This window comes from Pseudomonas sp. B33.4, from assembly GCF_034555375.1.
Classification (GTDB): Bacteria; Pseudomonadota; Gammaproteobacteria; order Pseudomonadales; family Pseudomonadaceae; genus Aquipseudomonas.
The window spans coordinates 5,721,696-5,747,370 of the sequence record NZ_CP140706.1; the positions used below are offsets into that span (position 1 = coordinate 5,721,696).

The 25,675-nt window shown below is 60.4% G+C and carries 23 protein-coding genes; 15 read left to right on the top strand and 8 right to left on the bottom strand.

Annotated elements, in window-relative coordinates:
• The first annotated feature begins 9 nt into the window (after positions 1-9).
• A complete protein-coding gene (locus U6037_RS25300) occupies positions 10-918 on the top strand; it encodes a cation diffusion facilitator family transporter (RefSeq protein ID WP_322844909.1) in 909 nt (302 codons plus the stop codon).
• A gap of 27 nt (positions 919-945) precedes the next feature.
• Here the strand turns inward: U6037_RS25300 and U6037_RS25305 are convergent, their stop codons facing one another.
• Positions 946-2,022, bottom strand: coding sequence for a DUF6515 family protein (locus U6037_RS25305; RefSeq protein ID WP_322844910.1), 1,077 nt, complete (start codon positions 2,020-2,022; stop codon positions 946-948).
• A 446-nt stretch (positions 2,023-2,468) separates the two neighbouring features.
• Here U6037_RS25305 and U6037_RS25310 point away from each other — a divergent pair, with 446 nt between their 5' ends.
• Together U6037_RS25310 and U6037_RS25315 are read left to right on the top strand one after the other, a co-directional pair.
• Positions 2,469-2,948 (top strand): Lrp/AsnC family transcriptional regulator, encoded by a 480-nt coding sequence (locus U6037_RS25310; RefSeq protein ID WP_008081091.1) that lies wholly within the window; start codon positions 2,469-2,471, stop codon positions 2,946-2,948.
• 279 nt (positions 2,949-3,227) lie between these two features.
• Positions 3,228-3,437 (top strand): DUF2788 domain-containing protein, encoded by a 210-nt coding sequence (locus U6037_RS25315; protein WP_007909655.1) that lies wholly within the window; start codon positions 3,228-3,230, stop codon positions 3,435-3,437.
• Here the strand turns inward: U6037_RS25315 and U6037_RS25320 are convergent.
• From U6037_RS25320 to U6037_RS25335, 4 genes are all read right to left on the bottom strand, one after another.
• On the bottom strand, positions 3,432-4,067 hold the full coding sequence (locus U6037_RS25320; RefSeq protein WP_322844911.1) for a pseudouridine synthase: 636 nt from the start codon (positions 4,065-4,067) through the stop codon (positions 3,432-3,434). The genes U6037_RS25315 and U6037_RS25320 overlap by 6 nt on opposite strands.
• A gap of 72 nt (positions 4,068-4,139) precedes the next feature.
• Positions 4,140-5,639 carry an AMP nucleosidase gene (gene amn / locus U6037_RS25325; RefSeq protein ID WP_322844912.1) on the bottom strand — a complete coding sequence of 500 codons (1,500 nt, stop codon included), beginning with the start codon at positions 5,637-5,639 and terminating at the stop codon, positions 4,140-4,142.
• A 179-nt stretch (positions 5,640-5,818) separates the two neighbouring features.
• On the bottom strand, positions 5,819-7,468 hold the full coding sequence (locus tag U6037_RS25330; protein WP_322844913.1) for an acyl-CoA dehydrogenase family protein: 1,650 nt from the start codon (positions 7,466-7,468) through the stop codon (positions 5,819-5,821).
• A gap of 97 nt (positions 7,469-7,565) precedes the next feature.
• On the bottom strand, positions 7,566-9,920 hold the full coding sequence (locus U6037_RS25335) for a 7TM diverse intracellular signaling domain-containing protein (RefSeq protein WP_322844914.1): 2,355 nt from the start codon (positions 9,918-9,920) through the stop codon (positions 7,566-7,568).
• A gap of 303 nt (positions 9,921-10,223) precedes the next feature.
• Between U6037_RS25335 and U6037_RS25340 the strand changes: the two genes are divergently transcribed.
• From U6037_RS25340 to U6037_RS25355, 4 genes are all read left to right on the top strand, one after another.
• The gene (locus U6037_RS25340; protein ID WP_007909650.1) at positions 10,224-11,021 is read left to right on the top strand and encodes a hydroxymethylpyrimidine/phosphomethylpyrimidine kinase; all 798 of its coding nucleotides are present in this window, start codon (positions 10,224-10,226) and stop codon (positions 11,019-11,021) included.
• Positions 11,022-11,039: 18 nt separating this feature from the next.
• The gene (thiE, locus tag U6037_RS25345) at positions 11,040-11,663 is read left to right on the top strand and encodes a thiamine phosphate synthase (protein ID WP_322844915.1); all 624 of its coding nucleotides are present in this window, start codon (positions 11,040-11,042) and stop codon (positions 11,661-11,663) included.
• A gap of 17 nt (positions 11,664-11,680) precedes the next feature.
• Positions 11,681-12,964, top strand: a complete 1,284-nt coding sequence (hemL, locus tag U6037_RS25350) for a glutamate-1-semialdehyde 2,1-aminomutase (protein WP_108226241.1) — start codon at positions 11,681-11,683, stop codon at positions 12,962-12,964.
• 225 nt (positions 12,965-13,189) lie between these two features.
• Positions 13,190-13,744: a tetratricopeptide repeat protein gene (locus U6037_RS25355; protein WP_003228518.1), complete on the top strand. Its 555-nt coding sequence runs from the start codon at positions 13,190-13,192 to the stop codon at positions 13,742-13,744.
• A gap of 138 nt (positions 13,745-13,882) precedes the next feature.
• Here the strand turns inward: U6037_RS25355 and U6037_RS25360 are convergent, their stop codons facing one another.
• Positions 13,883-14,212: a DUF1820 family protein gene (locus tag U6037_RS25360; RefSeq protein WP_077045543.1), complete on the bottom strand. Its 330-nt coding sequence runs from the start codon at positions 14,210-14,212 to the stop codon at positions 13,883-13,885.
• A gap of 133 nt (positions 14,213-14,345) precedes the next feature.
• On the opposite strand from U6037_RS25360, the gene miaB reads away from it, so the two are divergent.
• From miaB to lnt, 5 genes are all read left to right on the top strand, one after another.
• Positions 14,346-15,674, top strand: a complete 1,329-nt coding sequence (gene miaB / locus U6037_RS25365) for a tRNA (N6-isopentenyl adenosine(37)-C2)-methylthiotransferase MiaB (RefSeq protein WP_034153780.1) — start codon at positions 14,346-14,348, stop codon at positions 15,672-15,674.
• Positions 15,675-15,851: 177 nt separating this feature from the next.
• The gene (locus U6037_RS25370) at positions 15,852-16,850 is read left to right on the top strand and encodes a PhoH family protein (protein ID WP_322844916.1); all 999 of its coding nucleotides are present in this window, start codon (positions 15,852-15,854) and stop codon (positions 16,848-16,850) included.
• Positions 16,843-17,337: an rRNA maturation RNase YbeY gene (gene ybeY / locus U6037_RS25375; RefSeq protein ID WP_322844917.1), complete on the top strand. Its 495-nt coding sequence runs from the start codon at positions 16,843-16,845 to the stop codon at positions 17,335-17,337. The genes U6037_RS25370 and ybeY overlap by 8 nt, the downstream gene beginning before the upstream one ends.
• Positions 17,338-17,342: 5 nt before the next feature.
• The gene (locus tag U6037_RS25380; RefSeq protein ID WP_007909641.1) at positions 17,343-18,182 is read left to right on the top strand and encodes an HlyC/CorC family transporter; all 840 of its coding nucleotides are present in this window, start codon (positions 17,343-17,345) and stop codon (positions 18,180-18,182) included.
• Between the two features lie 17 nt (positions 18,183-18,199).
• Positions 18,200-19,723, top strand: coding sequence for an apolipoprotein N-acyltransferase (gene lnt, locus U6037_RS25385; RefSeq protein ID WP_322844918.1), 1,524 nt, complete (start codon positions 18,200-18,202; stop codon positions 19,721-19,723).
• A gap of 88 nt (positions 19,724-19,811) precedes the next feature.
• Here the strand turns inward: lnt and U6037_RS25390 are convergent, their stop codons facing one another.
• Both U6037_RS25390 and U6037_RS25395 read right to left on the bottom strand, forming a co-directional pair.
• Positions 19,812-20,573 (bottom strand): YdcF family protein, encoded by a 762-nt coding sequence (locus U6037_RS25390; RefSeq protein WP_322844919.1) that lies wholly within the window; start codon positions 20,571-20,573, stop codon positions 19,812-19,814.
• A 104-nt stretch (positions 20,574-20,677) separates the two neighbouring features.
• Complete coding sequence (locus U6037_RS25395) at positions 20,678-21,001, bottom strand: hypothetical protein (RefSeq protein WP_322844920.1); 324 nt, start codon at positions 20,999-21,001, stop codon at positions 20,678-20,680.
• A gap of 255 nt (positions 21,002-21,256) precedes the next feature.
• Between U6037_RS25395 and leuS the strand changes: the two genes are divergently transcribed.
• The 3 genes from leuS (at position 21,257) to holA (ending at position 25,633) form a co-directional block, all read left to right on the top strand.
• Positions 21,257-23,863: a leucine--tRNA ligase gene (gene leuS, locus U6037_RS25400; RefSeq protein WP_322844921.1), complete on the top strand. Its 2,607-nt coding sequence runs from the start codon at positions 21,257-21,259 to the stop codon at positions 23,861-23,863.
• Between the two features lie 87 nt (positions 23,864-23,950).
• Positions 23,951-24,556: an LPS assembly lipoprotein LptE gene (lptE, locus tag U6037_RS25405; protein WP_242206939.1), complete on the top strand. Its 606-nt coding sequence runs from the start codon at positions 23,951-23,953 to the stop codon at positions 24,554-24,556.
• Positions 24,557-24,595: 39 nt separating this feature from the next.
• Positions 24,596-25,633 (top strand): DNA polymerase III subunit delta, encoded by a 1,038-nt coding sequence (gene holA / locus U6037_RS25410; RefSeq protein ID WP_322844922.1) that lies wholly within the window; start codon positions 24,596-24,598, stop codon positions 25,631-25,633.
• Positions 25,634-25,675: the final 42 nt, after the last annotated feature.

The window sequence follows — 25,675 nt, forward strand, 5'->3', positions numbered from 1 at the left end:
GGAAGTTAAATGACCTCCAGCCCCGAACACGCTCGCCTGCTAAGGCTGGCGACCCGCGCCTCGGTGGCGGTCGCCTGCACGCTGATCGTTGCCAAAGCCATCGCCTGGTGGCTGAGCGGTTCGGTGAGCATGCTCGCCGGCCTGACAGACTCGGCGCTGGATGGCATCACCTCGATGCTCAATCTGCTGGCGGTGCATTACGCGCTGCGCCCGGCGGATGACGATCACCGTTATGGCCACGGCAAGGCGGAATCGCTGGCGGGCATGGCGCAGGCGTTGTTCATTGGTGGCAGTGCGCTGTTGATCGCGTTTCAGGCGTACGAGCGATTGCACGATCCGCAGCCGCTCGGGGCGCCGTGGCTGAGCATCGGCGTGATCGTGTTTTCGCTGCTGCTGACGGCGGCGCTGCTGGTGTTGCAGCATCGGGTGATCAAGCAGACCGGCTCCAACGCCGTGCGCGCGGACTCGCTGCACTATCGCTCGGACATGTTGCTCAACGGCAGCATTCTGATTGCGCTGATCCTCGCCGGATTCGGCTTTGACCAACTCGATGCGTGGTTCGGTCTGGGGATCGCCGCGTACATTCTGTGGAGCGCAATCCAGATCGCCCGGGAAAGTTTTTCGGTGTTGATGGATGAAGAACTGCCGACGGACGTCAGTCAGCACATGCTCGAACTGGCCTGCAGTGTGCCGGGGGTGTTGGGCGCGCATGACTTGCGCACGCGGATTTCCGGCAACCACTGGTTCGTGCAGTTGCACCTGGAATTGCCGGGAGAATTGACCTTGTCAGTGGCGCACGGCATCAGCGATCAAGCCGCCGATGCCATCCACAAAGCCTACCCGCGAGCCGAAGTGCTGGTGCACGCCGACCCGATAAAAGCAGCTACAAGTCGCGAGCCGCAAGCTTCAAGCTTGTAGCTCGAAACTTGCAGCTCGCAGCTGCTTCTATCTGACCTGATAACCGCGACTGCTCAGGCAATTGCCCTGAGCCTGACGGTACGCCTGAACCACTTCGGGCGCCGGTTGATAAGTCGCGGTGCGCGGGTCGAAACCGCTTTGCTGCACGGCGTACTGATAACACTGGTAACCGTCCTGCTGCACTTGCTCCGGCGACTGGCCGTTGGCCGGATAGGCTTCGACGTCATAGCCCTGGGATTGCGGTTGTGGCTGTGACTGTTGTTGCGCGGGCGGCTCGACGACTACGTAATCCTGAGTCGCTTCCTGATACGCGTAGTAAGAACCGGCGGCGAGGAACAGCAGCGAACCACCGATCCACACTTCACGGGCGTAATCCGGCAAATACTGAATGCGGATCCCGCGCGGCGGCTGCACGACGATGTAGCGCGGGCCTTGCGGGCGATACCAGTAGCCGCCGGAGAAGAAGTAATCCTGGCCACGATACGGCACGCGATAATCGCGATCCGGGAAGCGGTCGATCACATGCCCCGGCCGGTATTGCGGGCCCGGGCCCCAACCGTTGCCATGCCCGTCGGGACGGCCCGGCCAGCGATTGTCATTGGGCCGGTTGTTGGTCTGCCAATGCTGGTTGTTGTAGCCGTTTTGCGGACGCTCGTCGCGGTAGTAGCCCTGACGCGGTTCCTGGGTCTGGCGCACGGTATCGGGCCGTGGCTGGATTGGCAGGCTGTTGGCCGGCATTTGTGGCGGCGGTGGCGGCTGACGCACCGGGTTGGGGTTGTACGCCGGTCGGTTCTGGTCGTGGTTTTGCCACTGGCCATTATTGTTGTGCGGCTGGCCGTTATGCTCGAACTGGCGGCTGTTGTCGCCACGAATGATCTCGTTGTTCTGCAGGCGCTGCTGATTCTGTTGCGGCTGATTCTGCGATGGATTGTTCTGCGGACGCGGCTGATTGTTGCCGCCATGGCCCTGATTGTTACCTTGATGATCCTGACCGTGACCACCGCCATCCGGCCCACGATTCTGCGGCTCGTCGGCGAGCGTTTGCACACTGACACTCACACAGAGCAAACCAACACTGGCCAGACGCCAGATGCGCGAATTCATGCTTTTCCTCACTGAGGCCTGTAATTAAGGGCGGCCTGTAACTAAGACCGGGTCGGGAACATCCGGTTCTGCAACAGGTTATCAGTCGCGCAACTTATTTATTGAGCGCCCGACATGAAATCGCAGGCAAGAAAAAAGGGAGACCCGTCGGCCTCCCTTTAGAGAACTTCGTCCTGGCTCGACGCTTTTGACGTCGGCTCACCTCACGCCGTCTTCTGGACAGTGTGCAGCTCGGGGGCCGGCACAACCCCGGTGGGGGTGGCGGCCGCGGCAGGCCGGATAGGGCGGGCCGCGTGGACTGTGTTACCGAGCAGTGATTCTGGTGATAAGAATAGGCCTGAGGCCGCGACAGAGGATTGCGAAGATTGCTGAAATAAACACCACTTGCGCAATTTTTAACCCTGGATAGATAATCCGCCGCAATAGTTACAACCAAGGACAGATTGATGAGCAAACTCGACCGTTACGACCTGAGCATTTTGGCGGAATTGCAGCGCGACGCCCGCATCTCCAACCAGGAGCTGGCCGAGCGCATCGGTCTGTCGCCCTCCCCTTGCTCGCGCCGGGTCAAGCAGCTGGAAGACGATGGCTATATTTCGCGTCAGGTGGCATTGCTCGATCGCAAGATGCTCGGGCTGAGCCTGACGGCTTATGTGCTGATCGGCATGGACCGGCACACGCCGGAGCGTTTCGAGAATTTCGAAGCGGCGATTCGTACGCTGCCGCAGGTGCTTGAGTGCAGTCTGGTGACGGGCGTGGATGCGGATTACCAGTTGAAAGTGGTGGTGCCGGATATGGATCACTATCAGAAACTGTTGCTGGGCCACCTCACCCGGATTGAAGGGGTGACCAGTGTGCGGTCGAGTTTTGTGCTGAATCAGGTGCTCAACAGCACTGAACTGCCCTTGACCCACCTGCGCAACTGATCAAAAGCCCCCCACCCCAGCCCTCTCCCGGAGGGAGAGGGGGCCGACCGTGAGATGCTGAAGAAGTACGCCGACCTGAGCGTTCTGCTGTGAATCCATAATCGACTCGATCTTTCAGGTCGATGTATGACGCCAGACACCTCGGTCAGTCCCCTCTCCCTCCGGGAGAGGGTTAGGGTGAGGGCAACAGTTCCGGATCAGACCCAGATCAACGCCACCCCACACACCTTGACGTATACTCGCCGCGCCCTTTTTTCCCGTGCGCGCCGGAGAACCCCAATGGATCCAGCATTATTAGAAGAGTGGATGATGACCGGCCTGGTCAGCATCCTGATCATTTTCATGGGTTTCATCGTCTGGGATCTGGCGAAGAAGTCCAAGGCCGGGCGCTTTGGCTCGTTCATTCTGTTTTTCGTGCTGGGCCTGGGCGTGGCCGCGTTCATCATCAAGAGTGTGGTGATCGGCCTGATCGAATCCGGCGCTCTATAAGCGCGCCGGCACTTCCTTCCACTGGCCCTGATCAAGCCCTTCGATCGTCCAGTCACCAATCCTCACCCGCACCAGCCGCAGCGTCGGCAGCCCGACCGCTGCGGTCATGCGCCGTACCTGACGGTTGCGCCCTTCGCGAATCACCAGCTCCAGCCACGAGGTTGGCACGGTCACGCGAAAGCGCACCGGCGGATTGCGCGGCCACAACTCAGGCTCGTCCAACTGCCGCGCTTCGGCAGGCAAAGTCATGCCGTCATTCAATTCGACGCCATCACGCAAGCGCTGCAACTGCTCGGCCGTCGGCACGCCTTCGACCTGCACCCAATAAGTCTTCGCCAGTTTGTGTTTCGGATCGGCGATGCGCGCCTGCAACTGCCCGTCGTTGGTCAGCAGCAGCAACCCTTCGCTGTCGCGATCAAGGCGTCCGGCCGGGTAAATCCCGGGCACATCGATAAAATCCTTGAGCGTCGCCCGCCCTTCGCCATCACTGAATTGCGTCAGCACATCGAACGGTTTATTGAACAGGATCAGTTTCGGCTCGGCCGGAGGTGCCTTGGCAACACGGCGCGGCGAAGAAGACTGAGGCTTCGCACCAGGACGGCGAGAAGGGGGACGCGGAGGACGGGACATGGCGAAAAGAACATCTAACGGTCAGGGCTGCTAATGCTAGTGCCCTGACCGCCAAATGACCACGACTAACCGTTAACGGAACGGCGGTTCGTCGAAGCTGCGCAGTTTGCGCGAGTGCAGCGAGTTGAGTTCGGTGCGCAGCAGGTCGACCGCTTCGATGCCGATCTTCAAGTGCTGACTGACCGCGCGCTCATAGAAGGCGTTGGCCGAACCCGGCAGCTTGATTTCGCTGTGCAGCGGCTTGTCGGATACGCAGAGCAACGTGCCGTACGGCACTCGCAAACGGTAACCCTGCGCGGCAATCGTGCCGCTTTCCATGTCCACGGCGACAGCGCGAGACAGGTTGATCAACGGCCGCTCCTGCGCCCAGCGCAATTCCCAGTTACGGTCGTCGTAAGTCAGCACAGTGCCAGTGCGCAAGCGTTTTTTCAGGTCGTCGCCCTTCTCGCCGGTGACATTGGCCGCCGCCTGTTGCAGCGCCATTTGCACTTCGGCCAGTGCCGGGATCGGGATATTCGGCGGTACCACACGGTCGAGAATGCCGTCGCGACGCATGTAAGCGTGCGCCAGCACGTAGTCGCCGATGGTCTGCGACTGACGCAAACCGCCGCAGTGGCCGATCATCAGCCAACAATGCGGACGCAGCACCGCGAGGTGGTCAGTGATGTTCTTGGCGTTGGACGGGCCGACACCGATATTGACCAGCGTCACGCCGTGGCCATCGTTGGCGATCAGGTGATAGGCCGGCATCTGGTAACGGTGCCAGACCACACCGGCAGCAATCGCCGAGGCTTCGCCGTGATCCATGCTCTTTTCGATGATCACATTGCCCGGCAGAACCATGCGCACGAACCGCGGATCGCTGCGCAATTGCTCCAGCCCGTGGACGATGAACTGGTCGACGTAGCGGTGATAGTTGGTCAGCAGAATCCACGGCTGCACATGGCGCCAGTCGCTGCCGGTGTAGTGCACCAGACGGCGCAGCGAGAAATCCACGCGCGCGGCGTCGAACAGCGCCAGCGGCAGCGGATCGGTGTTTTCCCAGTCGTAGAGACCGTCGGCGATGCCATCGGTGGCGGCGGACAGGTCGGTACTCGGGAACACCCGCGCCAGCACGGCAGCGGTGACGCCGGAGCCGGCCAGTTCATCGCCCTGCTCGACCACATACGGATACGGAATGTTTTGTTGGCTGACGCCGACTTCCACGGTCACGGTGAAGTCGTGCATCAATGGCGTCAGTTGTTCGAGCAGGTATTTGCGAAACGCCGCCGGGTGGGTGACGGTGACGCTGTAGGTCCCCGGCAACTGCACTTTGGCGTAAGCGCGGGTGGTTTGCGGGACTTCGCCCTGGCAATGGTAGGTCAGACGCAGTTCGGGATAACGAAACAGGGCACGCTGCGCAGCGTCGGGTTCGACGCGATCCTTGAGGTAACGCTTGAGCGCCGAGTTCAGCGCAGTGGTGGCCCGCTCATGCAGCTCGGCCAGACGGTCCACGGCTTGTTCGGCGGTTTGAACGACAATAAACGCTTCGGTCACGATCAGCTTCCTGTGTTCTGACTTGCAGAGCTTCATCTTGCCTGCATCGTCGCGTCACGGGAACAGTGGAATGTTGGCAACCGCACAATATGTCAGGCATACCCGATCCCTGTAGGAGTGAGCCTGCTCGCGATAGCGGTCTACCTGTCGACATTTGCATTGACTGATACACCGCTATCGCGAGCAGGCTCACTCCTACAAGGGATTTGTGTGGGTCAGAGAATCTGTGGCGTTGCGCGGACGACGATGGCTTCGACGTCCAGCCCACGCGGCAAGGCGCCGTAAACCCGGCCGCCACCGCTCAGTCGGCTGGCAATGAACGCATCGCTGACTACCGAGTTACCCGCCTCCAGCAACAGCTTGGCCTGCAAACCGAGCGCGATATCTTCAGTCAACTGCCGCGCCCGATACTGAATGTCGCTGGTGTCCTTGAACTGCGCCTGCAACTGCTGAATATGCGCAGCCAGACGCTTGTCGCCATGCCCATCACCAAGCTCGCTGAACAACACATCCAGCACACCCGGCTCTTTCGATAACGCGCGAAGCACGTCGAGGCACTGCACATTCCCCGAGCCTTCCCACGTCGAGTTCACCGGCGCCTCGCGGTACAGACGCGGCAGGATGCTCTCTTCGACGTACCCGGCGCCGCCCATGCACTCCGCCGCTTCGTTGATCATCCCCGGCGCACGTTTGCAGATCCAATACTTGCCCACCGCTGTCACCAGCCGCGCGAATTGCGCTTCGTGGCGATCGTCCAGATGATCCAGCGCCTTGCCCATGCGCAAGCTCAGCGCCAGTGCGGCTTCGCTTTCCAGGGCCAGATCGGCCAGGACGTTCTGCATCAATGGCTGTTCGCTGAGCAGTTTGCCGCCGACCTTGCGGTGCGCGCAGTGATGACTGGCCTGGGTCAGCGCCTGGCGCATCAACGCGCTGGAACCGACCATGCAATCGAAACGGGTCATGGCGACCATTTCGATAATGGTCGGTACGCCGCGCCCTTCTTCGCCGACCATCCACGCCAGCGCGCCACGGAATTCCACTTCGCTGGAGGCATTGGACTGGTTGCCGAGTTTGTTTTTCAGGCGCTGGATGTAGAACTGATTACGCGTGTCGTCCGGGCGATGACGCGGCAGCAGGAAACAGCTCAAACCCTTGTCGGTCTGCGCCAGTGTGAGGAATGCATCACACATTGGCGCCGAGCAGAACCACTTGTGCCCGACCAATTCATAAGCCTGCCCCGGGCCACTGGCGCCGACCGGGTAAGCCTTGGTGGTGTTGGCGCGCACGTCGGTGCCGCCCTGTTTTTCGGTCATGGCCATGCCGATGGTCACGCCAGCCTTGTGCGCCATGCCGACGTTGCGCGGGTCGTATTTGGTAGCGAGAACTTTCGGCAGCCATTGCTCGGCCAGATTCGGCTGCAAACGCAGGGCTGGCACGCTGGCGAAGGTCATGGTCAACGGACATCCGCTGCCCGCCTCGGCCTGACTGTGCAGATAACTCATGGACGCGCGGGCGACGTGGGCGCCGTCCTGCGGATGGGTCCACGGCATCGACGTCAGACCGTGTTCGATCGCCGTGCGCATCAACTCATGATAGGCCGGATGAAATTCCACCAGGTCGATGCGATGACCGTAGCGGTCGTGGCTGGCAAATACCGGTTTGTTCTGGTTGGCGAGAAACCCCGCTTCCATCAGCGGCCCGCCAGCGAGCGCGCCGTAAGCATCGATCCGCGACACGGCCCACCCGGCTCCAAAGCGCCGCGACCACTCCTGCAAAGGCAGGTCGATGCGGTACAGGTTGGTGCCGTCCAGCGATGGCGGCTGGTTGGTGACTTCGTGAGTTTCGGCGAACTGATGCAGGTTCATGAGGGGGCTCCTTTGGGCAACCAAGGAACTCAGTTAAGCACCGCACCGCGACGGGTCAAAGTGTCATACCAGCCGAATTTGCGGCGCTTTTACCCTATCAGCAGCACAGGACCCGGCGCTCAAGCGCGGACTGCAAATCTTCGAATTTCACCGGTTTGTTCAAGTAATCGATCGGCGCCCCTGTGGCGCAAAGCTCCCGGTCAGCGGTCAACGCCAACATGAACACCGGCAGATTCGTGCAGCCCGGTAACGCATGAATCTGGCAGCACAACGATGCGCCATCGTGAGCGGGTAGCTGGCAATCGATCAACACGGCGTCGAAGGTTTCACGCTGCAGGCAATCCAGTGCCGCCGCGCCGTTGTCGGCGCTACGCACGCGAAAACCGAGCTTGAGCAACATGCCGCGCATCACCAGTTGGTTAACGCTGTTGTCGTCCACCAGCAACACCGTGCAATCCTGCGGCGCCCGCACGCAATCGCGCGAAGGCGCGCAGATCGGCGCAGATTCGACCTCTGGCAGTTCGAACTCGACGTCCAGTTGGAAGCGGCTGCCACGCCCGGGCTCCGAGCGATGAGTGAGCTTGCCACCGAGCAACTCGACCAACTGTCGGCAAATCGCCAGGCCGACGCCCAGACCGCCATATTCGCGGGTCATCGAGCCGTCGAGCTGGAAAAAACGCTGATACATCGTTGCTTCGCCCAGATCGGTGAAACCGATACCGGTGTCGATCACCGCAAACGACAGCGCCAGACGATTGCCCGTCGACGGCTTGCCGGTGACTCGCAGCGCCAGCCCGCCGACACGGGTGAACTTGATCGCGTTATCCAGCAGGCACTCCAGGCATTGCGCGAGTTTGGCGCTGTCGCCGTGCAGGCGATCCGGCAGGGTTGGCAGTACCTCGACCTTGAAGTCCAGCGACTTGCTCGACGCATTGCCGTCGAACTGCACCCGCAACGCCTCGACCACTGCGCGCAGGCTAAAACTGCCCGACGCAGCCTTGAGCTTGCCGGCCTGCAATTCGGTAAGGGTGAGGATGCCGTTGACCATGCGCATCATGTCCCGCGCGGAGCCGGCAGCGGTCTGCTGGTATTGCTCAAGTTCCGGATCCAGCTCGACGGTTTGCATCAGCTCCAGCGAACCGATCACACCGTTCATCGGCGTGCGCAGTTCGTGGGTCAGGGTCGCCAAAAACTCATCCTTGAGCTTGTTGCTGTGGGCCAGTTGCTGGTTGAGCACTTCGAGTTTCTGCCCGGCGTCGTATAGGGTCTGCGCCTGTTGCTCGCGCATGGCGTTGATGCGGTCGGCCAGCGCGAGCGACAGCAGCGCCACTTCGATGGCCGAACCGATCTGGCTGGCGTACATGGTCAGAAACACGTTCGGCAGCAGGCCCAGCACCATCAGCGTGTTGACGATGCCACCGAGCAGAAACGCCGACCACGCAATGATGAAATAGCGCGCCACGCGCAGGCCGCGCCACCAGGCCAGAATCCCGGCGGCGAAAATCACCACGGTGAAGGTCAGCGCCAGCGTCGTCGCCAGGCGCAGGGCCAGGGCGTAACTGGTCATCAGCGAAAGCCCAATGACTACCGCACTGAACGCGATCAATCCGCTCAGCACACGATCAAGCCCACGGCTGTGGTTGTTGGTCTGCAGGAAACTTCGGGCGAACTGGCTGCCGAACAGGCCGGCGCAGCCAATGAAGAATGGCGTCGCGGCGTTGGCCCACCATGGGTTGTCCGGCCAGAAGTATTCGACCGCGGCACCGTTCACCGACAGTTGATAGAGGCCGAACGAGGCAATGTAGAAGATGTAATAGAGGTAGCTGGTGTCGCGCACGCTGAGGTAGATGAACAGGTTGTAGACCAGCATCCCCAGCAACACGCCATAAATGATCCCGAGCACATACAGGCGCACCGGTTGGTCTTCGAGGTATGCCGTGCTCGACCACAACGTCACCGGTGCCTGGATCGAGCCCTCACTGGCCAGTCGCAAGTACACGGTTTGCTGTTGATCCGGTTTGAATGGCAGGTCGAACAAATAGTTGTTCTGGCGGATCTCGCGGCTGGCGAACGGCCAGGCATCACCGGTCTGGCGGACGAGGCGGTAGTCGCCACTGGCGTCAGGCATATAGAGGTCGAGATGATCGAGCGGTGGATACGCCAGTTCCAGCAGCCAGGTGCGCTGGGCGGCCGGATTGCTCGGGCGGTAATGCAGATCGATCTTCAGCCAGAACGCCGAGCGCGAGTAACCGGCATTGAGCGTGGCTTTATCGTGAGGTTTGAAATTGCCGGCGGCAGCCTGCGCACGAACATCGGCAATGCTCGCCTGACCGCTCGGGTCTTCGAGCACTTGCAGCGACCGGCCCAGAGGCAGGCTCTGGGTAAATTCGTCGAATTCGACGGCGCTCGCCAGGAGGGGCAAGCAGAACAGCAACATCAGCAAATAGCGCATTGAAGCCCCAGCGTGGCTCGTCCGGTTGTGTCAGGAAGCCCCCCATTCCCTTTGAGTAGACGTAAAACCGGTATTACCTGTTATTGGTTTGGATCCAGACTAGCATAGCCGCTGATGGCCATTGAGCACCATTGAAATTTTTCCTACAAAGGCTCTAGAACGGGCGTTCCAGAGCAAAGCAGCGAGCTAGAGCTGTTGAGTTGGTCAGGTTGTGACAGTCCGGTCGGATTCTCTTGCCAGGTTATCGGCCAGGCATAACGGCACTGAACCCGAAAATCAGCTTTGGTGGTAAGCTCGCGCACCATGAATATCTACAGCTCCCGCCCCGTTGTCCTCTGTCTCTCCGGCCACGACCCAAGTGGTGGCGCCGGCTTGCAGGCAGATATCGAAGCCCTGCTCGCGCAGGGTTGCCATGCGGCTCCGGCCGTCACCGCCCTGACCGTGCAAGACACCGTCAATGTCACTGACTTCCGCGTCCTCGACCGTGAGTGGGTACTGGCCCAGGCCAATGCCGTGCTCAACGACTCCGAAGTCGCTGCAGTCAAACTGGGCATGCTCGGTTCGCTGGAAATGGTCGACACCGTTGTCGAACTGCTTTCCGCGCACCCGCACTTGCCGGTGGTCTGCGACCCGGTGCTGCGCGCCGGTGGCGGCGGACGCCTGGGCAAGGACGAGGTCGGCTATGCGATGCGCGAGCGTCTGCTGCCGCTGTCGATCATTGCCACCCCCAACCTTCCTGAAGCCCGCATCCTCGCCGAACTGCCTGAAGGCACCGCGGACGAATGCGCTGAAAAACTCCTGCCGTTCGTCAAAAACCTGCTGATCACCGGCGGCCATGGCGACGAAACTGAAATCCACAACCGCGTGTACAGCCGCGACGGCCTGCGCGAAACCTTTATCTGTCAGCGCCTGCCGGGCAGCTATCACGGCTCCGGTTGCACACTGGCCAGCGCTTTGGCCGGTCGTCTGGCGCAGGGCGAACACCTCGCCAGCGCCGTGCGCAGCGCACTGGATTACACCTGGCGCACCCTGCGCGATGCCGAACAACTGGGCAAAGGCCAGTTCGTCCCGCGTCGCCTGCCGCTGGATTTCTGCTCGTAACGTCGTGAGGTCTGCCCGATGAAACTACGTGGCCTGTATGCCATTACCGACAGCCAATTGCTGGCGGGCAAGTTTCTGTCTTATGTGGAGGCGGCGCTGGAAGGCGGCGTCACCCTGCTGCAATACCGCGACAAGAGCAGCGACGAGGCCCGCCGTTTGCGCGAGGCCGAAGCGTTGCGCGATCTGTGCGAGCGCTACAAGACGCAACTGATCATCAACGATGACGCCGAACTGGCCGCGCGCCTCAACGTCGGCGTGCACCTCGGTCAGACCGACGGCCCGCTGTCGCCGACCCGTGCCCTGCTCGGGTCGAAAGCGATTATCGGGTCAACCTGCCACGCGCAAATCGCGCTGGCCGAACAAGCGGCCAAAGAAGGCGCGAGCTATGTCGCCTTCGGTCGCTTCTTCAATTCCAACACCAAGCCCGGCGCACCGACCTGCAGCCTCGATCTGCTCGACGAAGCCAAACGCACGCTGCACCTGCCGGTCTGCGCGATTGGCGGCATCACCCTCGAAAACGCCGCGCCGCTGGTGGCCCACGGGGTCGACCTGCTCGCTGTGGTCCACGGTCTGTTTGGTGCCGAGAGCACCGCCGAAGTGACCCGCCGCGCCCGCGCGTTCAATGAATTGTTCAAATCCTGAAGATTGAGAGCCCGATCATGTCTCGTTCCGAAACCCTGTTTGCCAATGCTCAGAAACACATTCCCGGTGGCGTGAACTCGCCAGTGCGCGCGTTCAAGAGCGTTGGCGGCACGCCGCTGTTCTTCAAGCACGCTGAAGGTGCTTACGTTACCGACGAAGACGACAAGCGTTATGTCGATTACGTCGGTTCGTGGGGCCCGATGATCCTCGGCCACAGCCACCCGGACGTGCTGGACGCAGTGCGCAATCAACTGCAACACGGCTTGTCGTACGGCGCGCCGACCGCGATGGAAACCGAGATGGCCGATCTGGTCTGCTCGCTGGTGCCGTCGATGGACATGGTGCGCATGGTCAGCTCCGGCACCGAAGCGACCATGAGCGCGATCCGTCTGGCCCGTGGCTACACCGGTCGCGACAGCATCATCAAGTTCGAAGGCTGCTACCACGGCCACTCCGACAGCCTGCTGGTCAAGGCCGGTTCCGGCGCACTGACCCAAGGCGTACCGAGTTCGGCCGGTGTGCCGGCAGCGTTCGCCAAACACACCCTGACCCTGCCGTTCAACGACATCGACGCTGTGGAAAAGATGCTCGCTGAAGTTGGCGAGGAAGTGGCGTGCATCATCGTTGAGCCGGTGGCCGGCAACATGAACTGCGTACCACCGGCGCCGGGCTTCCTCGAAGGCCTGCGTTCGCTGTGCGACAAGCATGGCGTGGTGCTGATTTTCGACGAGGTGATGACCGGTTTCCGCGTCGCCCTCGGCGGTGCTCAGGCGTACTACGGGGTCAATCCTGACCTGACCACCTTCGGCAAGATCATCGGCGGCGGCATGCCGGTCGGCTGCTTCGGCGGCAAGCGCGAAATCATGCAGCGCATCGCACCGCTGGGCCCGGTGTACCAGGCCGGCACGCTGTCGGGTAACCCGCTGGCCATGGCCGCTGGTTTGACCACGCTGCGCTTGATCAGCCGTCCGGGTTTCCACGCCGAGCTGACCGACTACACCACGCGCCTGCTCGACGGCCTGCAACAACGCGCCGACGCCGCTGGCATTCCGTTCGTGACCACCCAGGCCGGCGGCATGTTCGGCCTGTACTTCAGCGGCGCCGACGACATCGTCACCTTTGAAGACGTGATGGCCAGCGACGCTGCGCTGTTCGGGCGCTTCTTCCACCTGATGCTGGAAGGTGGCGTGTACCTGGCACCAAGCGCCTTCGAAGCCGGTTTCACCTCGATCGCTCATGGCGAAGCCGAGCTGAAACTGACACTGGACGCTGCCGAGCGCGCCTTCGCTGCACTGAAGTAATCCCTGTACCGCTGACGTTGGCTATCGCCAGCGTCAGCGTTTACCTACATCCAAGCCGTTTTTCCAACGCTCCTGCTAAAAATCTCCCATAAAGTGGGCGATATATTCCCCGTGCAGCAGAAAAACGAGTAAAGACTTTGTAAGGTTGGCCCTGCTTATTTCATAATGCGCGCTTATTGGATCCCTCGATGGGTCCGCGTGCCCTTCAGAGGTAAGTCGATTCCCATGAACCGCACCGGCCGCACCCTTGCCTTGGGCTGCCTGTTGCTCCTTCAGCCCCTGCTCGCGCATGCACAAGCAGGCGGCAACTCGTTGTTGATCCCGGCGATGGGTCGTTGCACCCTCAATACTCAGCCGCAAGACGTCACGCAGGCACTGGCCGCCTGCCAGAAAGCGGCGGACGAAGGGGATGCGCAAGCGCAATACGAGTTGGGTGAGTTCTACTACGACGGCAAGAATGCGCCGCGCGACCTCAATCAAGCCCTGAGCTATTTCGAAAAAGCCTCGTTGCAAGGCCACGCTCAGGCGCAATTCAAACTGGGCACCATGTTCTTCCACGGTGAAGGCGTGCAGGCCAACAATATTCAGGCGTACATCGTTTTGAAGATGGCTGCGGTCAACGGCGCTGAAGATGCGCTGGACACGGCCGACGAAGTTTCCGAAAAGATGTCCCGCGAAGACCTCGAGACCGCCACGCAGGTGCTCGGGCAAATTTTCCGTAAATACCTGATGGAATTGCAGAGCGCCGATGGGCGTACACCGTTCTCGCCCCTGCCCTGATTTTTGCGCCGCCCTTTCCGGCCCCTTCGCGAGCAAGCTCGCTCCCACAGTAGATTTCCAGTGTTCAGAAGATCCCCTGTGGGAGCGACGGTGCGACGATTCGACTTGCTCGCGAATGAGGCGACTCGGTTTTAAGGCTTACTTCTCAGGCATCGGCACCGGAAACGGCATGACATTGCCGACCGCGCCACGGGCTTCGCTGATTTTCGGGGTGCCCAGACGTTCCACTTCGTCGATGCGCACGATCGAATGCATCGGCACGAAACTGCGCACCACGCCTTCGAACTGCGCCTTGAGCTTTTCTTCGCTCGGGTCGACGACCACTTGCGTGCGCTCGCCAAAGACGAACTCTTCCACTTCCAGAAAGCCCCACAGATCACTTTGATAGATCTGCTTGGCGTACATTTCGAACACCTGGCCCTGGTTGAGGAAAATCACCTTATAGATTGGAGCTTCGCGTTTGGTCATGGCGGGGGGATAACATCGGGGATAAAAATGAGGGCGCAAACTATAGCATAGCCACTGGACGCGCAGCGGTAGGAACCTGAGGGCTTGTTCCCTATAATGCCGGGTTCTTTGAATCACGTGACGACACTAATCCATGGCCAAGAAGCTTTACATCGAAACCCACGGTTGCCAGATGAACGAGTACGACAGCTCGCGCATGGTCGATCTGCTGGGCGAACATCAGGCCCTGGAAGTCACCGCGCGTGCGGAAGACGCCGACGTGATTCTGCTCAACACCTGCTCGATCCGCGAGCGCGCCCAGGATCGCGTGTATTCGCAGCTCGGCCGCTGGCGCGAACTGAAACTGGCCAACCCGGACATGGTGATCGCCGTCGGCGGTTGCGTGGCCAGCCAGGAAGGCGCAGCGATTCGCGATCGCGCGCCGTATGTCGACGTCGTGTTCGGCCCGCAGACCCTGCACCGTCTGCCGGAAATGATCGACGCTGCACGCATCACCAAGCTGCCGCAGGTCGACGTGTCGTTCCCGGAAATCGAGAAATTCGACCACTTGCCCGAGCCGCGCATTGATGGCCCGAGCGCTTACGTGTCGGTGATGGAAGGTTGCAGCAAGTACTGCACGTTCTGCGTGGTGCCTTACACCCGTGGCGAAGAAGTCAGCCGGCCGTTCGACGATGTCATCGCCGAAGTCATCCACCTCGCCGAAAACGGCGTGCGTGAAGTGACGTTGCTGGGGCAGAACGTCAACGGCTATCGCGGCACCACCCACGACGGTCGTCTGGCCGATCTTGCCGAGCTGATTCGTGTAGTCGCGGCGATTGATGGCATTGACCGCATTCGCTACACCACTTCGCACCCGCTGGAGTTTTCCGACAGCCTGATCCAGGCCCATGCCGACGTGCCGGAACTGGTCAAACACCTGCATTTGCCGGTGCAATCGGGCTCCGACCGGATTCTCGCGGCGATGAAGCGCAACCACACGGCGCTTGAGTACAAATCCAAGCTGCGCAAACTGCGTGCCGCCGTGCCGGGGATTTGCATCAGTTCGGACTTTATCGTCGGTTTCCCCGGCGAGACCGAGAAAGATTTCGAACAGACCATGAAGCTGATTGCCGACGTCGGTTTCGACTTTTCCTACTCGTTCGTTTACAGCCAGCGCCCGGGCACCCCGGCTGCCGATCTGGCGGATGACACGCCGGAGGAGCTTAAGAAAGAACGCTTGAACGCGCTGCAGCACCGTCTGAATCAGCAAGGTTTCGAGATCAGCCGACAAATGGTCGGTTCGATCCAGCGCATTCTGGTGACCGATTATTCGAAGAAAGACCCGGGCGAACTGCAAGGTCGCACCGAGAATAATCGTATCGTCAACTTCCGCTGCGACAATCCAACCCTGATCGGGCAGTTTGCCGACGTGCACATCGACGCGGCGCAGCCGCACTCGCTGCGCGGCTCGCTGATCCAGTAAATGCAAAAGATCGCAGCCTTCGGCAGCTCCTACATGGATTACATTCCCCTGTAGGAGCTGCCGAAGGCTGCGATCTTGACGGTCTCGACGCCGAGAATATTTAAGAGCTTTCGCACCCACGCCTCTGGCGTTATCCTTGATTTCATCTTAATTGCCCCAGGGCGGCTAAATACGACCTTGAACGCACCCATAGAACCACATCGTTTTATCCTCGAGCCCTTTGAGGCTCGCCGCTTCGCCAATCTGTGCGGGCAATTCGACGAGCATTTGCGCTTGATCGAACAGCGCCTGACCATCGAGATCCGCAACCGCGGAAACCAGTTCGAGCTGATCGGCGATCCCAAGCACACCACCTCTGCGGAAAATCTGATTCGTCGCCTGTACCGGGAAACCAAAGGTTCAGAGCTGTCGCCAGATACGGTTCACCTGTTCCTGCAGGAATCGTCCGTCGTCGAGCTGGACAATCACGCCCCCGCCGAAGCCTCCGTCGCCCTGCGCACCAAGAAAGGCATGATTCGCCCTCGCGGCTTGAATCAGTTGCGCTACGTGAAGGAAATTCTCGGCAACGACATCAACTTCGGCATCGGTCCGGCCGGTACCGGCAAGACCTATCTGGCCGTGGCGTGCGCTGTCGATGCACTGGAGCGCGAGCAGATCCGCCGCATTCTGCTGGTGCGCCCGGCAGTTGAGGCGGGTGAAAAACTCGGCTTCCTGCCCGGTGACCTGTCGCAGAAGATCGACCCATACCTGCGCCCGCTCTACGACGCGCTCTACGAAATGCTCGGTTTCGAATACGTGGCCAAACTGATCGAACGCCAGGTGATCGAAGTTGCGCCGCTGGCTTATATGCGCGGCCGCACGCTGAACAACAGCTTCATCATTCTCGACGAAAGCCAGAACACCACCGTCGAACAGATGAAGATGTTCCTGACCCGCATCGGCTTCGGCTCTACCGCAGTCATCACCGGTGACATCACCCAGGTCGACCTGCCGAAAGGCACCAAATCGGGTCTGCACCATGTGATCGAAGTGCTCAAAGACGTGCCGGGCATCAGCTTCACGCACTTCCAGCCCAAAGACGTCGTGCGCCATCCTTTGGTCCAGCGGATCGTCGAAGCCTACGAGCGCTTCGAAAACCGTGACGAAGCGCCCAAGGACACCTCGCGAAATGCTTGAGCTAGACCTGCAAATCGCGACTGACGCGAACGCGCCGAGTGAGGCCGACTTCCGCCTGTGGTGCGAACTGGCCCTGCGCCAGCGCACCGCCGACTCGGAAATGACCATTCGTCTGGTCGACGAGGCAGAAGGTCGCGAGCTCAACCACACCTGGCGCCACAAGGATTACGCGACCAACGTCCTGTCATTCCCGGCTGAAGTGCCCGACGAGTTTCTCGATATCCCGCTGCTCGGCGATCTGGTGATCTGCGTGGCGGTGGTTGAGCGTGAAGCCGCCGAACAAGGCAAGGAACCAAAGGCCCATTGGGCACATCTGGTCATTCACGGCTGCTTGCATCTACTCGGTTACGACCATATAGATGATGAAGAAGCCGAAGAAATGGAAGCATTGGAACGCGAGTTGCTTGCCGAATTGGGCTATCCCGATCCGTACGCGGACGACGAAACCGAAACATCCCCTATCGTTACAACAAAGGATTCAGAGTAATCGCTATGAGCGAAGATCGATCGAGCAACGGGCAGAAGTCATGGCTGGGTAAACTGACCCAGGCTTTTGCCCACGAGCCGAAGAACCGTCAGGAGCTCCTCGAGCTGCTGCGTGATGCACATCAGAACAAACTGCTGGACAGCGAAGCGCTGGCCATCGTCGAAGGCGCCATTCAGGTGGCTGACCTGCAAGTACGCGACATCATGGTGCCGCGCTCGCAGATGATCAGCATCAAGGCGACCCAGACACCCCGTGAATTCCTCCCGGCCGTGGTCGACTCGGCCCACTCGCGCTATCCGGTCATCGGCGAGAGCCATGACGACGTGATGGGCGTGCTGCTGGCCAAGGATCTGCTACCACTGATCCTCAAGGAGAACGGCGACAGCTTCAACATCAAGGATCTGCTGCGCCCGGCCACCTTCGTGCCGGAGTCCAAGCGTCTGAACGTGTTGCTGCGTGAATTCCGCGCCAACCACAACCACATGGCCATCGTCATTGACGAATACGGCGGTGTGGCCGGTCTGGTGACCATCGAGGACGTGCTGGAACAGATCGTTGGCGATATCGAAGACGAGCACGACGTCGAAGAAGACAGCTACATCAAGCCGCTGCCCAGTGGCGACTTCCTGATCAAGGCCCTGACGCCAATCGAGAACTTCAACGAGTTCTTCGACAGCGAATTCTCCGACGATGAGTTCGACACCGTCGGCGGTCTGGTGATGAGCGCATTCGGGCACTTGCCAAAACGCAACGAAATCACTGAAATCGGCGCCTATCGCTTCCGCATTCTGAACGCCGACAGCCGTCGGATTCACTTGCTGCGACTGACCCCAATCGCCCGGTAATAAATCTAAGGACTGAAATGCGCTGGACAACCCGCCCCGGCTGGCCCGGTAACCTGCTGGCCGTGGCGGCCGGTGCAATCACCACCTTCGCTCTGGCACCTTTCAACATCTGGCCGCTGGCTTTGCTGGCGGTCGGTCTGTTCTATGCCGGTTTGCGCGAGCTGAGCCCGCGTCAGGCACTGGGCCGTGGCTGGTGCTTCGGTTTCGGCCTGTTCGGTGCCGGCACCAGCTGGATCTATTACAGCATCCACCACTTCGGCGGTGCTTCGGTGTTGCTGGCCGGGTTCCTGATGCTGCTGTTTACGGCGGCGATTGCCTGGTTCTTCGCGCTGCCGGCGTGGCTATGGGCGCGCTGGTTGCGCCGTAACGAAGCACCGGTGGCGGATGCCTTGGCGTTTGCTGCGTTGTGGGTCGCTCAGGAAATGTTTCGCGGCTGGTTCCTCACCGGTTTCCCTTGGCTGTACTCCGGTTACAGCCAGCTCGACGGCCCGCTGTCGGGCCTCGCGCCAGTCGGCGGCATGTGGCTGGTGTCGTTCGTGCTGGCACTGACGGCTGCGCTGATCTACAACGCACCGCGCTTGCTGCAAACCGGTCGCAAAGCTTTTGTGGTTGCCGGTCTGGTGCTGCTGATCGGGCCGTGGGCAGCGGGCATTGCGCTCAAGGGCTACGCTTGGACCAGTCCGTCCGGCGCGCCGCTGAGCGTTGCCGCGATTCAGGGCAACGTCGCACAGAGCATGAAATGGGATCCGGCTGAGCTCAACGCGCAGTTGGCCTTGTATCGCGATTTGAGCTTCCGTTCGAAACCGGTGGATCTGCTGATCTGGCCGGAAACCGCCGTACCGGTACTGAAGGAGTCCGCCGAGGGCTACCTGAGCATGATGGGCACCTTCGCTGCCGAGCGTAAATCGGCGCTGATCACTGGTGTGCCGATCCGCGAAACGGTTCGTCACGAAAAACGTTTCTTCAACGGCATCACCGTGGTCGGTGAAGGCGACGGCACTTATCTGAAGCAGAAACTGGTGCCGTTCGGCGAGTACGTGCCGCTGCAGGACATCCTGCGAGGCTTGATCGCCTTCTTCGATTTGCCGATGTCCGACTTCGCCCGTGGTCCGGCGGATCAGGCGCTGTTGCAGGCCAAGGGTTACCAGATTGCGCCGTTCATCTGCTATGAAGTGGTGTACCCGGACTTCGCCGCGGGTTTGTCAGCGCGCAGTGATTTGCTGCTGACGATCAGCAACGACACCTGGTTCGGCACCTCGATCGGTCCGCTGCAACATTTGCAGATGGCGCAGATGCGCGCACTGGAGGCCGGACGCTGGATGATCCGCGCAACCAACAACGGCGTGACCGGACTGATCAACCCGTTCGGGCAGATCACCGAGCAGATTCCGCAGTTCGAACAGGGCGTGCTGTACGGCGAAGTGGTGCCGATGCACAACCTGACGCCGTATCTGCAATATCGCTCGTGGCCGCTGATGATTGTCTGCCTGGTGCTGTTTGGCTGGGCGCTGATGGCGAGCCGGATGTCGAAAACCCTTTAAAGCAAAAGATCGCAGCCTGCGGCAGCTCCTACACGGGATTTGTATTCAATCCTTGTAGGAGCTGCCGCAGGCTGCGATCTTTTGATCTTCAGCGGTAAAACAGTGAATACCCCACCTGCCCCACCGCCTCATTCAGCAACTGCCCGCTCTGCCAGATTGATTTGAATTCCGGCAGCCAGCCACCAAAGGGCCTTGCATTATCGGTCCCCAGAAATCCGACCGGCGCCGGTACTACTTCAAATCCCGCCTGCTGAAAACTCCACACCGAGCGCGGCATGTGCCAGGCCTGAGTGACGACAACCACGCGTTTGATCCCTTGCGGCAACAGTATGTCGGCGGTGAATTTGGCGTTTTCCCACGTGGTACGGCTTTCACCTTCCTGCCAGCGCACCGTCACACCGAAATCGTCACGCAATGAATCCGCCATCAACTTCGCCTCGGTCGGCGGCGTACCGTAATGCAAGCCACCCGTGGTCAGAATCGGCAGGCCCGACGCCTTGGCCAGCCGCGCCGCATAACGCTGACGCTCAAGCCCCACGCCAGTCGGCTGATCCTCACCCCACGCCAGATCACCACGCTCGCGCCCGGAGCCCAACACCACAATGGCATCGGCACGTTGTGCCAGCGTTGCCCACTCCTCACGGGTCAATGGCGCTTCGCGCTCCAGCGCTTTGGCGCCCCACTGCACCACGACCGGCAGGCTCATCAGCCACAATCCGCCAAAGCCAAGCGCAAAGCACACGCCAGCCAGGCGCGGCCGCGAGCGGCGCAACCACCACGCAGCCAGCAACAGCAGCAAGAGAATGCCGGGCGGCAATAAAAGTTGTTTGATGAAATAACGAAAGGGCATCGAGCATCTCCAGAGATGCCCGAAGCCTAAGAGTGTTAATAAAGCGTTACAACCAATAGGTGGGATCCTGTAGAAAAAGATCCGGTTCTTGACCTGCCATGCGCTTACTTGGCCTGCAAAGAGCGAACCTTGACGGTGTCTCTGCCGGGCGCCTTGTCCTTGAGCCAGATGACCTTGGCCGAATGTGCTGCATCGAGCTGCTTCACTGCTTGTGACAGGCATCCGTGCGTTTCACGTTCACTACGATCCAGATAGGCCTTGACCAGTTTGAACTCAGCGGGGCTCAAGCCACGCAATTCCAGTTCCAGGGGGCGCTCGTCGCGCAGCCGGTCAGCGGTTTTTACAGCGTCCAGGGCCATACCCAGACGATCGATCAACCTCTCGTACAACTCGGGTTTAGTCACGTTTTTTTGCCGTTGCTCCACCATCCCTCACCTCATTGAAGATAAGACTCACTCCCCAGTTAGAGCTTAGCTTCGCTGCACAAACCGGCTGCACGCCGCGACCAACGGCCCTCGCCACGGATTGGCCGGGAAAAACAGCTGTAATCAGGGTTTCCCTAGGCCAAGCGCGGTCATGTATGCTACGGCGCTTCCTGTAATTCCACTTCCAGCTCGTCCGGGCCAACCCCGGAACCTGCGTTGAAGAGGATTAGGCCACCCCTATCCAGTACAAAAGTAGCCATGCACGAACAATATCAGCCCCGTGAAATCGAAGCCGCCGCCCAGTCGTTCTGGGACGAGCAAAAGTCCTTTGAAGTCAGTGAACAGCCAGGCAAGGAAACCTACTACTGCCTGTCGATGTTCCCTTACCCCAGCGGCAAGCTACACATGGGGCACGTGCGCAACTACACCATCGGCGACGTGATCTCCCGCTACCAGCGCATGCTCGGCAAGAACGTTCTGCAACCGATGGGTTGGGATGCCTTCGGCATGCCGGCGGAAAACGCCGCGATGAAAAACAACGTCGCGCCGGCCAAGTGGACCTACGAAAACATCGCCTACATGAAAACCCAGCTGCGCAGCCTGGGTCTGGCGGTCGACTGGTCGCGCGAAGTCACCACCTGCAAGCCGGATTACTACCGCTGGGAACAATGGCTGTTCACTCGCCTGTTCGAAAAAGGCGTGATCTACCGTAAAAACGGCACCGTGAACTGGGACCCGATCGACCAGACCGTTCTCGCTAACGAGCAGGTGATCGACGGTCGCGGCTGGCGTTCCGGCGCGCTGATCGAAAAGCGCGAAATCCCGATGTACTACTTCAAGATCACCGCTTACGCGGATGAGCTGCTGGAGAGCCTCGACGAGCTGACGGGCTGGCCTGAACAGGTCAAGACCATGCAGCGCAACTGGATCGGCAAATCCCGCGGCATGGAAGTACAGTTCCCGTACAACGTCGACTCGATCGGCGAAGCCGGCACACTCAAAGTCTTCACTACCCGTCCGGACACCCTGATGGGCGCGACCTATGTCGCCGTGGCTGCCGAGCACCCACTGGCCACACTGGCGGCAAAAAACAACACCGAGCTGCAAGCGTTCATCGCTGAGTGCAAGGGCGGTAGCGTTGCCGAAGCCGACGTTGCCACGCAAGAGAAGAAAGGCCTGCCAACCGGCCTGTTCGTCGAGCACCCGCTGACCGGTGAAAAACTCCCGGTCTGGGTCGCCAACTACGTGCTGATGCACTACGGCGACGGCGCAGTCATGGCTGTACCGGCGCACGACGAGCGCGATTTCGAATTCGCTCACAAGTACAACCTGCCGGTGAAATCGGTAGTGCGTACCAGCTCTGGCGACAGCAACCCGGCCCCGTGGCAAGACGCCTACGGCGAGCACGGCACGCTGATCAACTCCGGCGAATTCGACGGCCTCGACTTCGCTGGCGCGTTCGACGCCATGGAAGTCGCCCTGATCAAGAAAGAACTGGGCGCCTCGCGTACCCAGTTCCGTCTGCGTGACTGGGGTATCAGCCGTCAGCGCTACTGGGGCTGCCCGATCCCGATCATCCACTGTGATGCTTGCGGTGACGTGCCGGTGCCGGAAGATCAACTGCCTGTGGTCCTGCCGGAAGACGTGGTGCCGGACGGCGCCGGTTCGCCGCTGGCACGCATGCCCGAGTTTTACGAGTGCAGCTGCCCGAAATGCGGCCAGCCTGCCAAGCGTGAAACCGACACCATGGACACTTTCGTCGAGTCGTCGTGGTACTACGCCCGTTACGCCTCGCCGCACTTTGAAGGCGGCTTGGTGGAAAAATCCGCTGCTGACCACTGGTTGCCGGTCGATCAGTACATCGGCGGTATCGAACACGCCATTCTTCACCTGCTCTACGCGCGTTTCTTCCACAAACTGATGCGTGACGAAGGTCTGGTCAGCTCCAACGAGCCGTTCAAGAACCTGCTGACCCAAGGCATGGTGATCGCCGAGACTTACTATCGTCGCGAAGCCAATGGTGCCTACACCTGGTTCAACCCGGCGGACGTAGAACTCGAGCGCGACAGCAAAGCCAAGGTCATCAGCGCCAAACTGAAGTCCGACGGTCTGCCGGTGGAAATCGGCGGCACCGAGAAGATGGCCAAATCGAAGAACAACGGTGTCGACCCACAGTCGATGATCGATCAGTTCGGCGCCGATACCTGCCGCCTGTTCATGATGTTCGCCTCGCCGCCAGACATGAGCGCCGAATGGTCCGACTCCGGCGTTGAAGGTTCGCACCGTTTCCTCAAGCGCGTCTGGCGTCTGGCGCAAGCCCACGTCAGTCAGGGCTTGCCGGGCAAACTGGATATCGCCGGTCTGAACGACGAGCAGAAAGCCGTTCGCCGTTCGATCCACGTGGCCATCAAGCAAGCCAGCCACGACGTCGGCCAGAACCACAAATTCAACACCGCCATCGCTCAGGTGATGACGCTGATGAACGTGCTGGAAAAAGCCGCACAAGGCACCGAACAGGATCGCGCACTGATTCACGAAGGTCTGGAAGCTGTGACGCTGTTGCTGGCGCCAATCACGCCGCACATCAGCCACGAACTGTGGAACAAGCTGGGTCACGCCGACGCAGTCATCGACGCTGGCTGGCCGGCAGTGGACGAAAGCGCGCTGGTGCAGGACAGCCTGACCCTGGTGATCCAGGTCAACGGCAAGCTGCGCGGTCAGATCGACATGCCAGCCAGCGCAACGCGTGAAGAAGTTGAAGCGGCAGCCCGTGCCAACGAAAACGTACTGCGTTTCGTCGATGGTCTGACTATTCGTAAAGTGATCGTAGTGCCCGGGAAACTGGTCAATATCGTCGCCAGCTAATTGGATCGGGCGTCAGGTTCGCCTGACGCCAAGTAAAACCTTTCGGGCCGTACAGTCGGCCCACGTGGTTTCAAGGGGAGCAACACAATGATCAAACGCAATCTGCTGGTGATGGGCCTCGCCGTTCTGTTGAGCGCCTGCGGTTTCCAGCTGCGCGGTACCGGCACCAACGAACTGTCGATCAAGGAACTCGACCTGAGCGCCCGTAACGCCTACGGCGAGACGGTCACGCAACTGCGTCAGGTGCTGGAGTCGAGCGGCGTCAAGGTTTACAGCGGTGCTCCGTACAAGCTGTACCTGGCTGACCAGCAGGAGAGCCAGCGCATCCTCAGCTACGCTGGTGCCGGTCGTACGGGCGAGTATCAGGTCAACACTGTTCTGAACTATGAGATCCGTGGCGACAAGAACCTGCAACTGCTCAGCGACAAACTTGAAGTTCAGAAAGTGTTTATCCACGACGGCAACAACCTCGTGGGCTCCGATCAGGAAGCCAACGATGCCCGTCGCGAAACCACTCGCGAACTGGTTCAACGCATGATGCTGCGTCTGCAGCAACTGACGCCGGGCCAGCTGCAACAACTGCAGCAAGCTGCCAATGACCGCGCCAAGGCAGAAGCCGATGCGCTGCAAGCGGCGCAAAAGGCTGAAGCGGAAACCCCGCGTCAGTCGCCGCTCGAAATACCGCAGCAGTAAGACGTTCGGGGCGCTCAGGCGCCCCGTTCGGCATTTCTTATGAAGCTCGCTCCCGCCCAACTCGGCAAACACCTGCAAGGCGCTCTCGGCCCGGTCTACATCATCAGTGGCGATGACCCGCTGCTGTGCCAGGAAGCCGCCGACGCCATCCGCAGTGCTGCGCGCCAGCAAGGTTTTGACGAACGCCAGGTCTTTGCCGCCGACGCAAATTTTGATTGGGGCACGTTGTTGCAGGCCGGTGCCAGCATGTCGTTGTTCTCGGAAAAACGCCTGCTGGAACTGCGTCTGCCTTCGGGCAAGCCCGGTGACAAAGGTGCCGCGGCACTTATCGAATATTGCTCGCGCCCCGCTGAAGACACGGTGCTTCTGGTCAGCCTGCCCAAGCTCGATGGCAGTGCGCAGAAAACCAAGTGGGGCAAGGCGCTGGTTGAAGGCCAGCAAACCCAGTTCATTCAGATCTGGCCGGTGGACGCCAATCAATTGCCGAGCTGGATTCGTCAGCGTCTCTCTCAGGCCGGGCTATCGGCGAGTCAGGACGCCGTCGAATTGATTGCTGCACGTGTCGAGGGCAACCTGCTCGCCGCCGCGCAGGAAATCGAGAAGCTCAAACTGATGGCCGAAGGTGGCCAGATCACTGTCGAAACCGTGCAGGCCGCTGTGGCCGACAGTGCGCGCTTTGACGTTTTTGGCTTGACCGACGCCGTGCTCAACGGCGAGCCGGCCCATGCCTTGCGCATGCTGGAAGGCTTGCGTGGCGAGGGTGTCGAGCCACCGGTGATTCTCTGGGCGCTGGCGCGGGAGTTGCGTCTGCTGGCCAACATCTCGTTGCAGTACAGCCAGGGCACGCCGCTGGACAAGTGTTTCAGTCAGGCCAGACCGCCGGTCTGGGACAAGCGCAAACCGTTAATGAGCAAAGCCCTGCAACGCTACTCGGCGCAACGCTGGGCGCAGTTGTTGCTCGAAGCTCAGCGTATCGATGCGCAGATCAAAGGTCAGGCGGCCGGTTCGCCGTGGATGAGCCTGAGCCGCTTGGCGCTGTTGATGTCTGGCCAGCGTCTGACACTCCCCACCGAGTAAGATCAAAAGATCGCAGCCTTCGGCAGCTCCTACACCGATCCC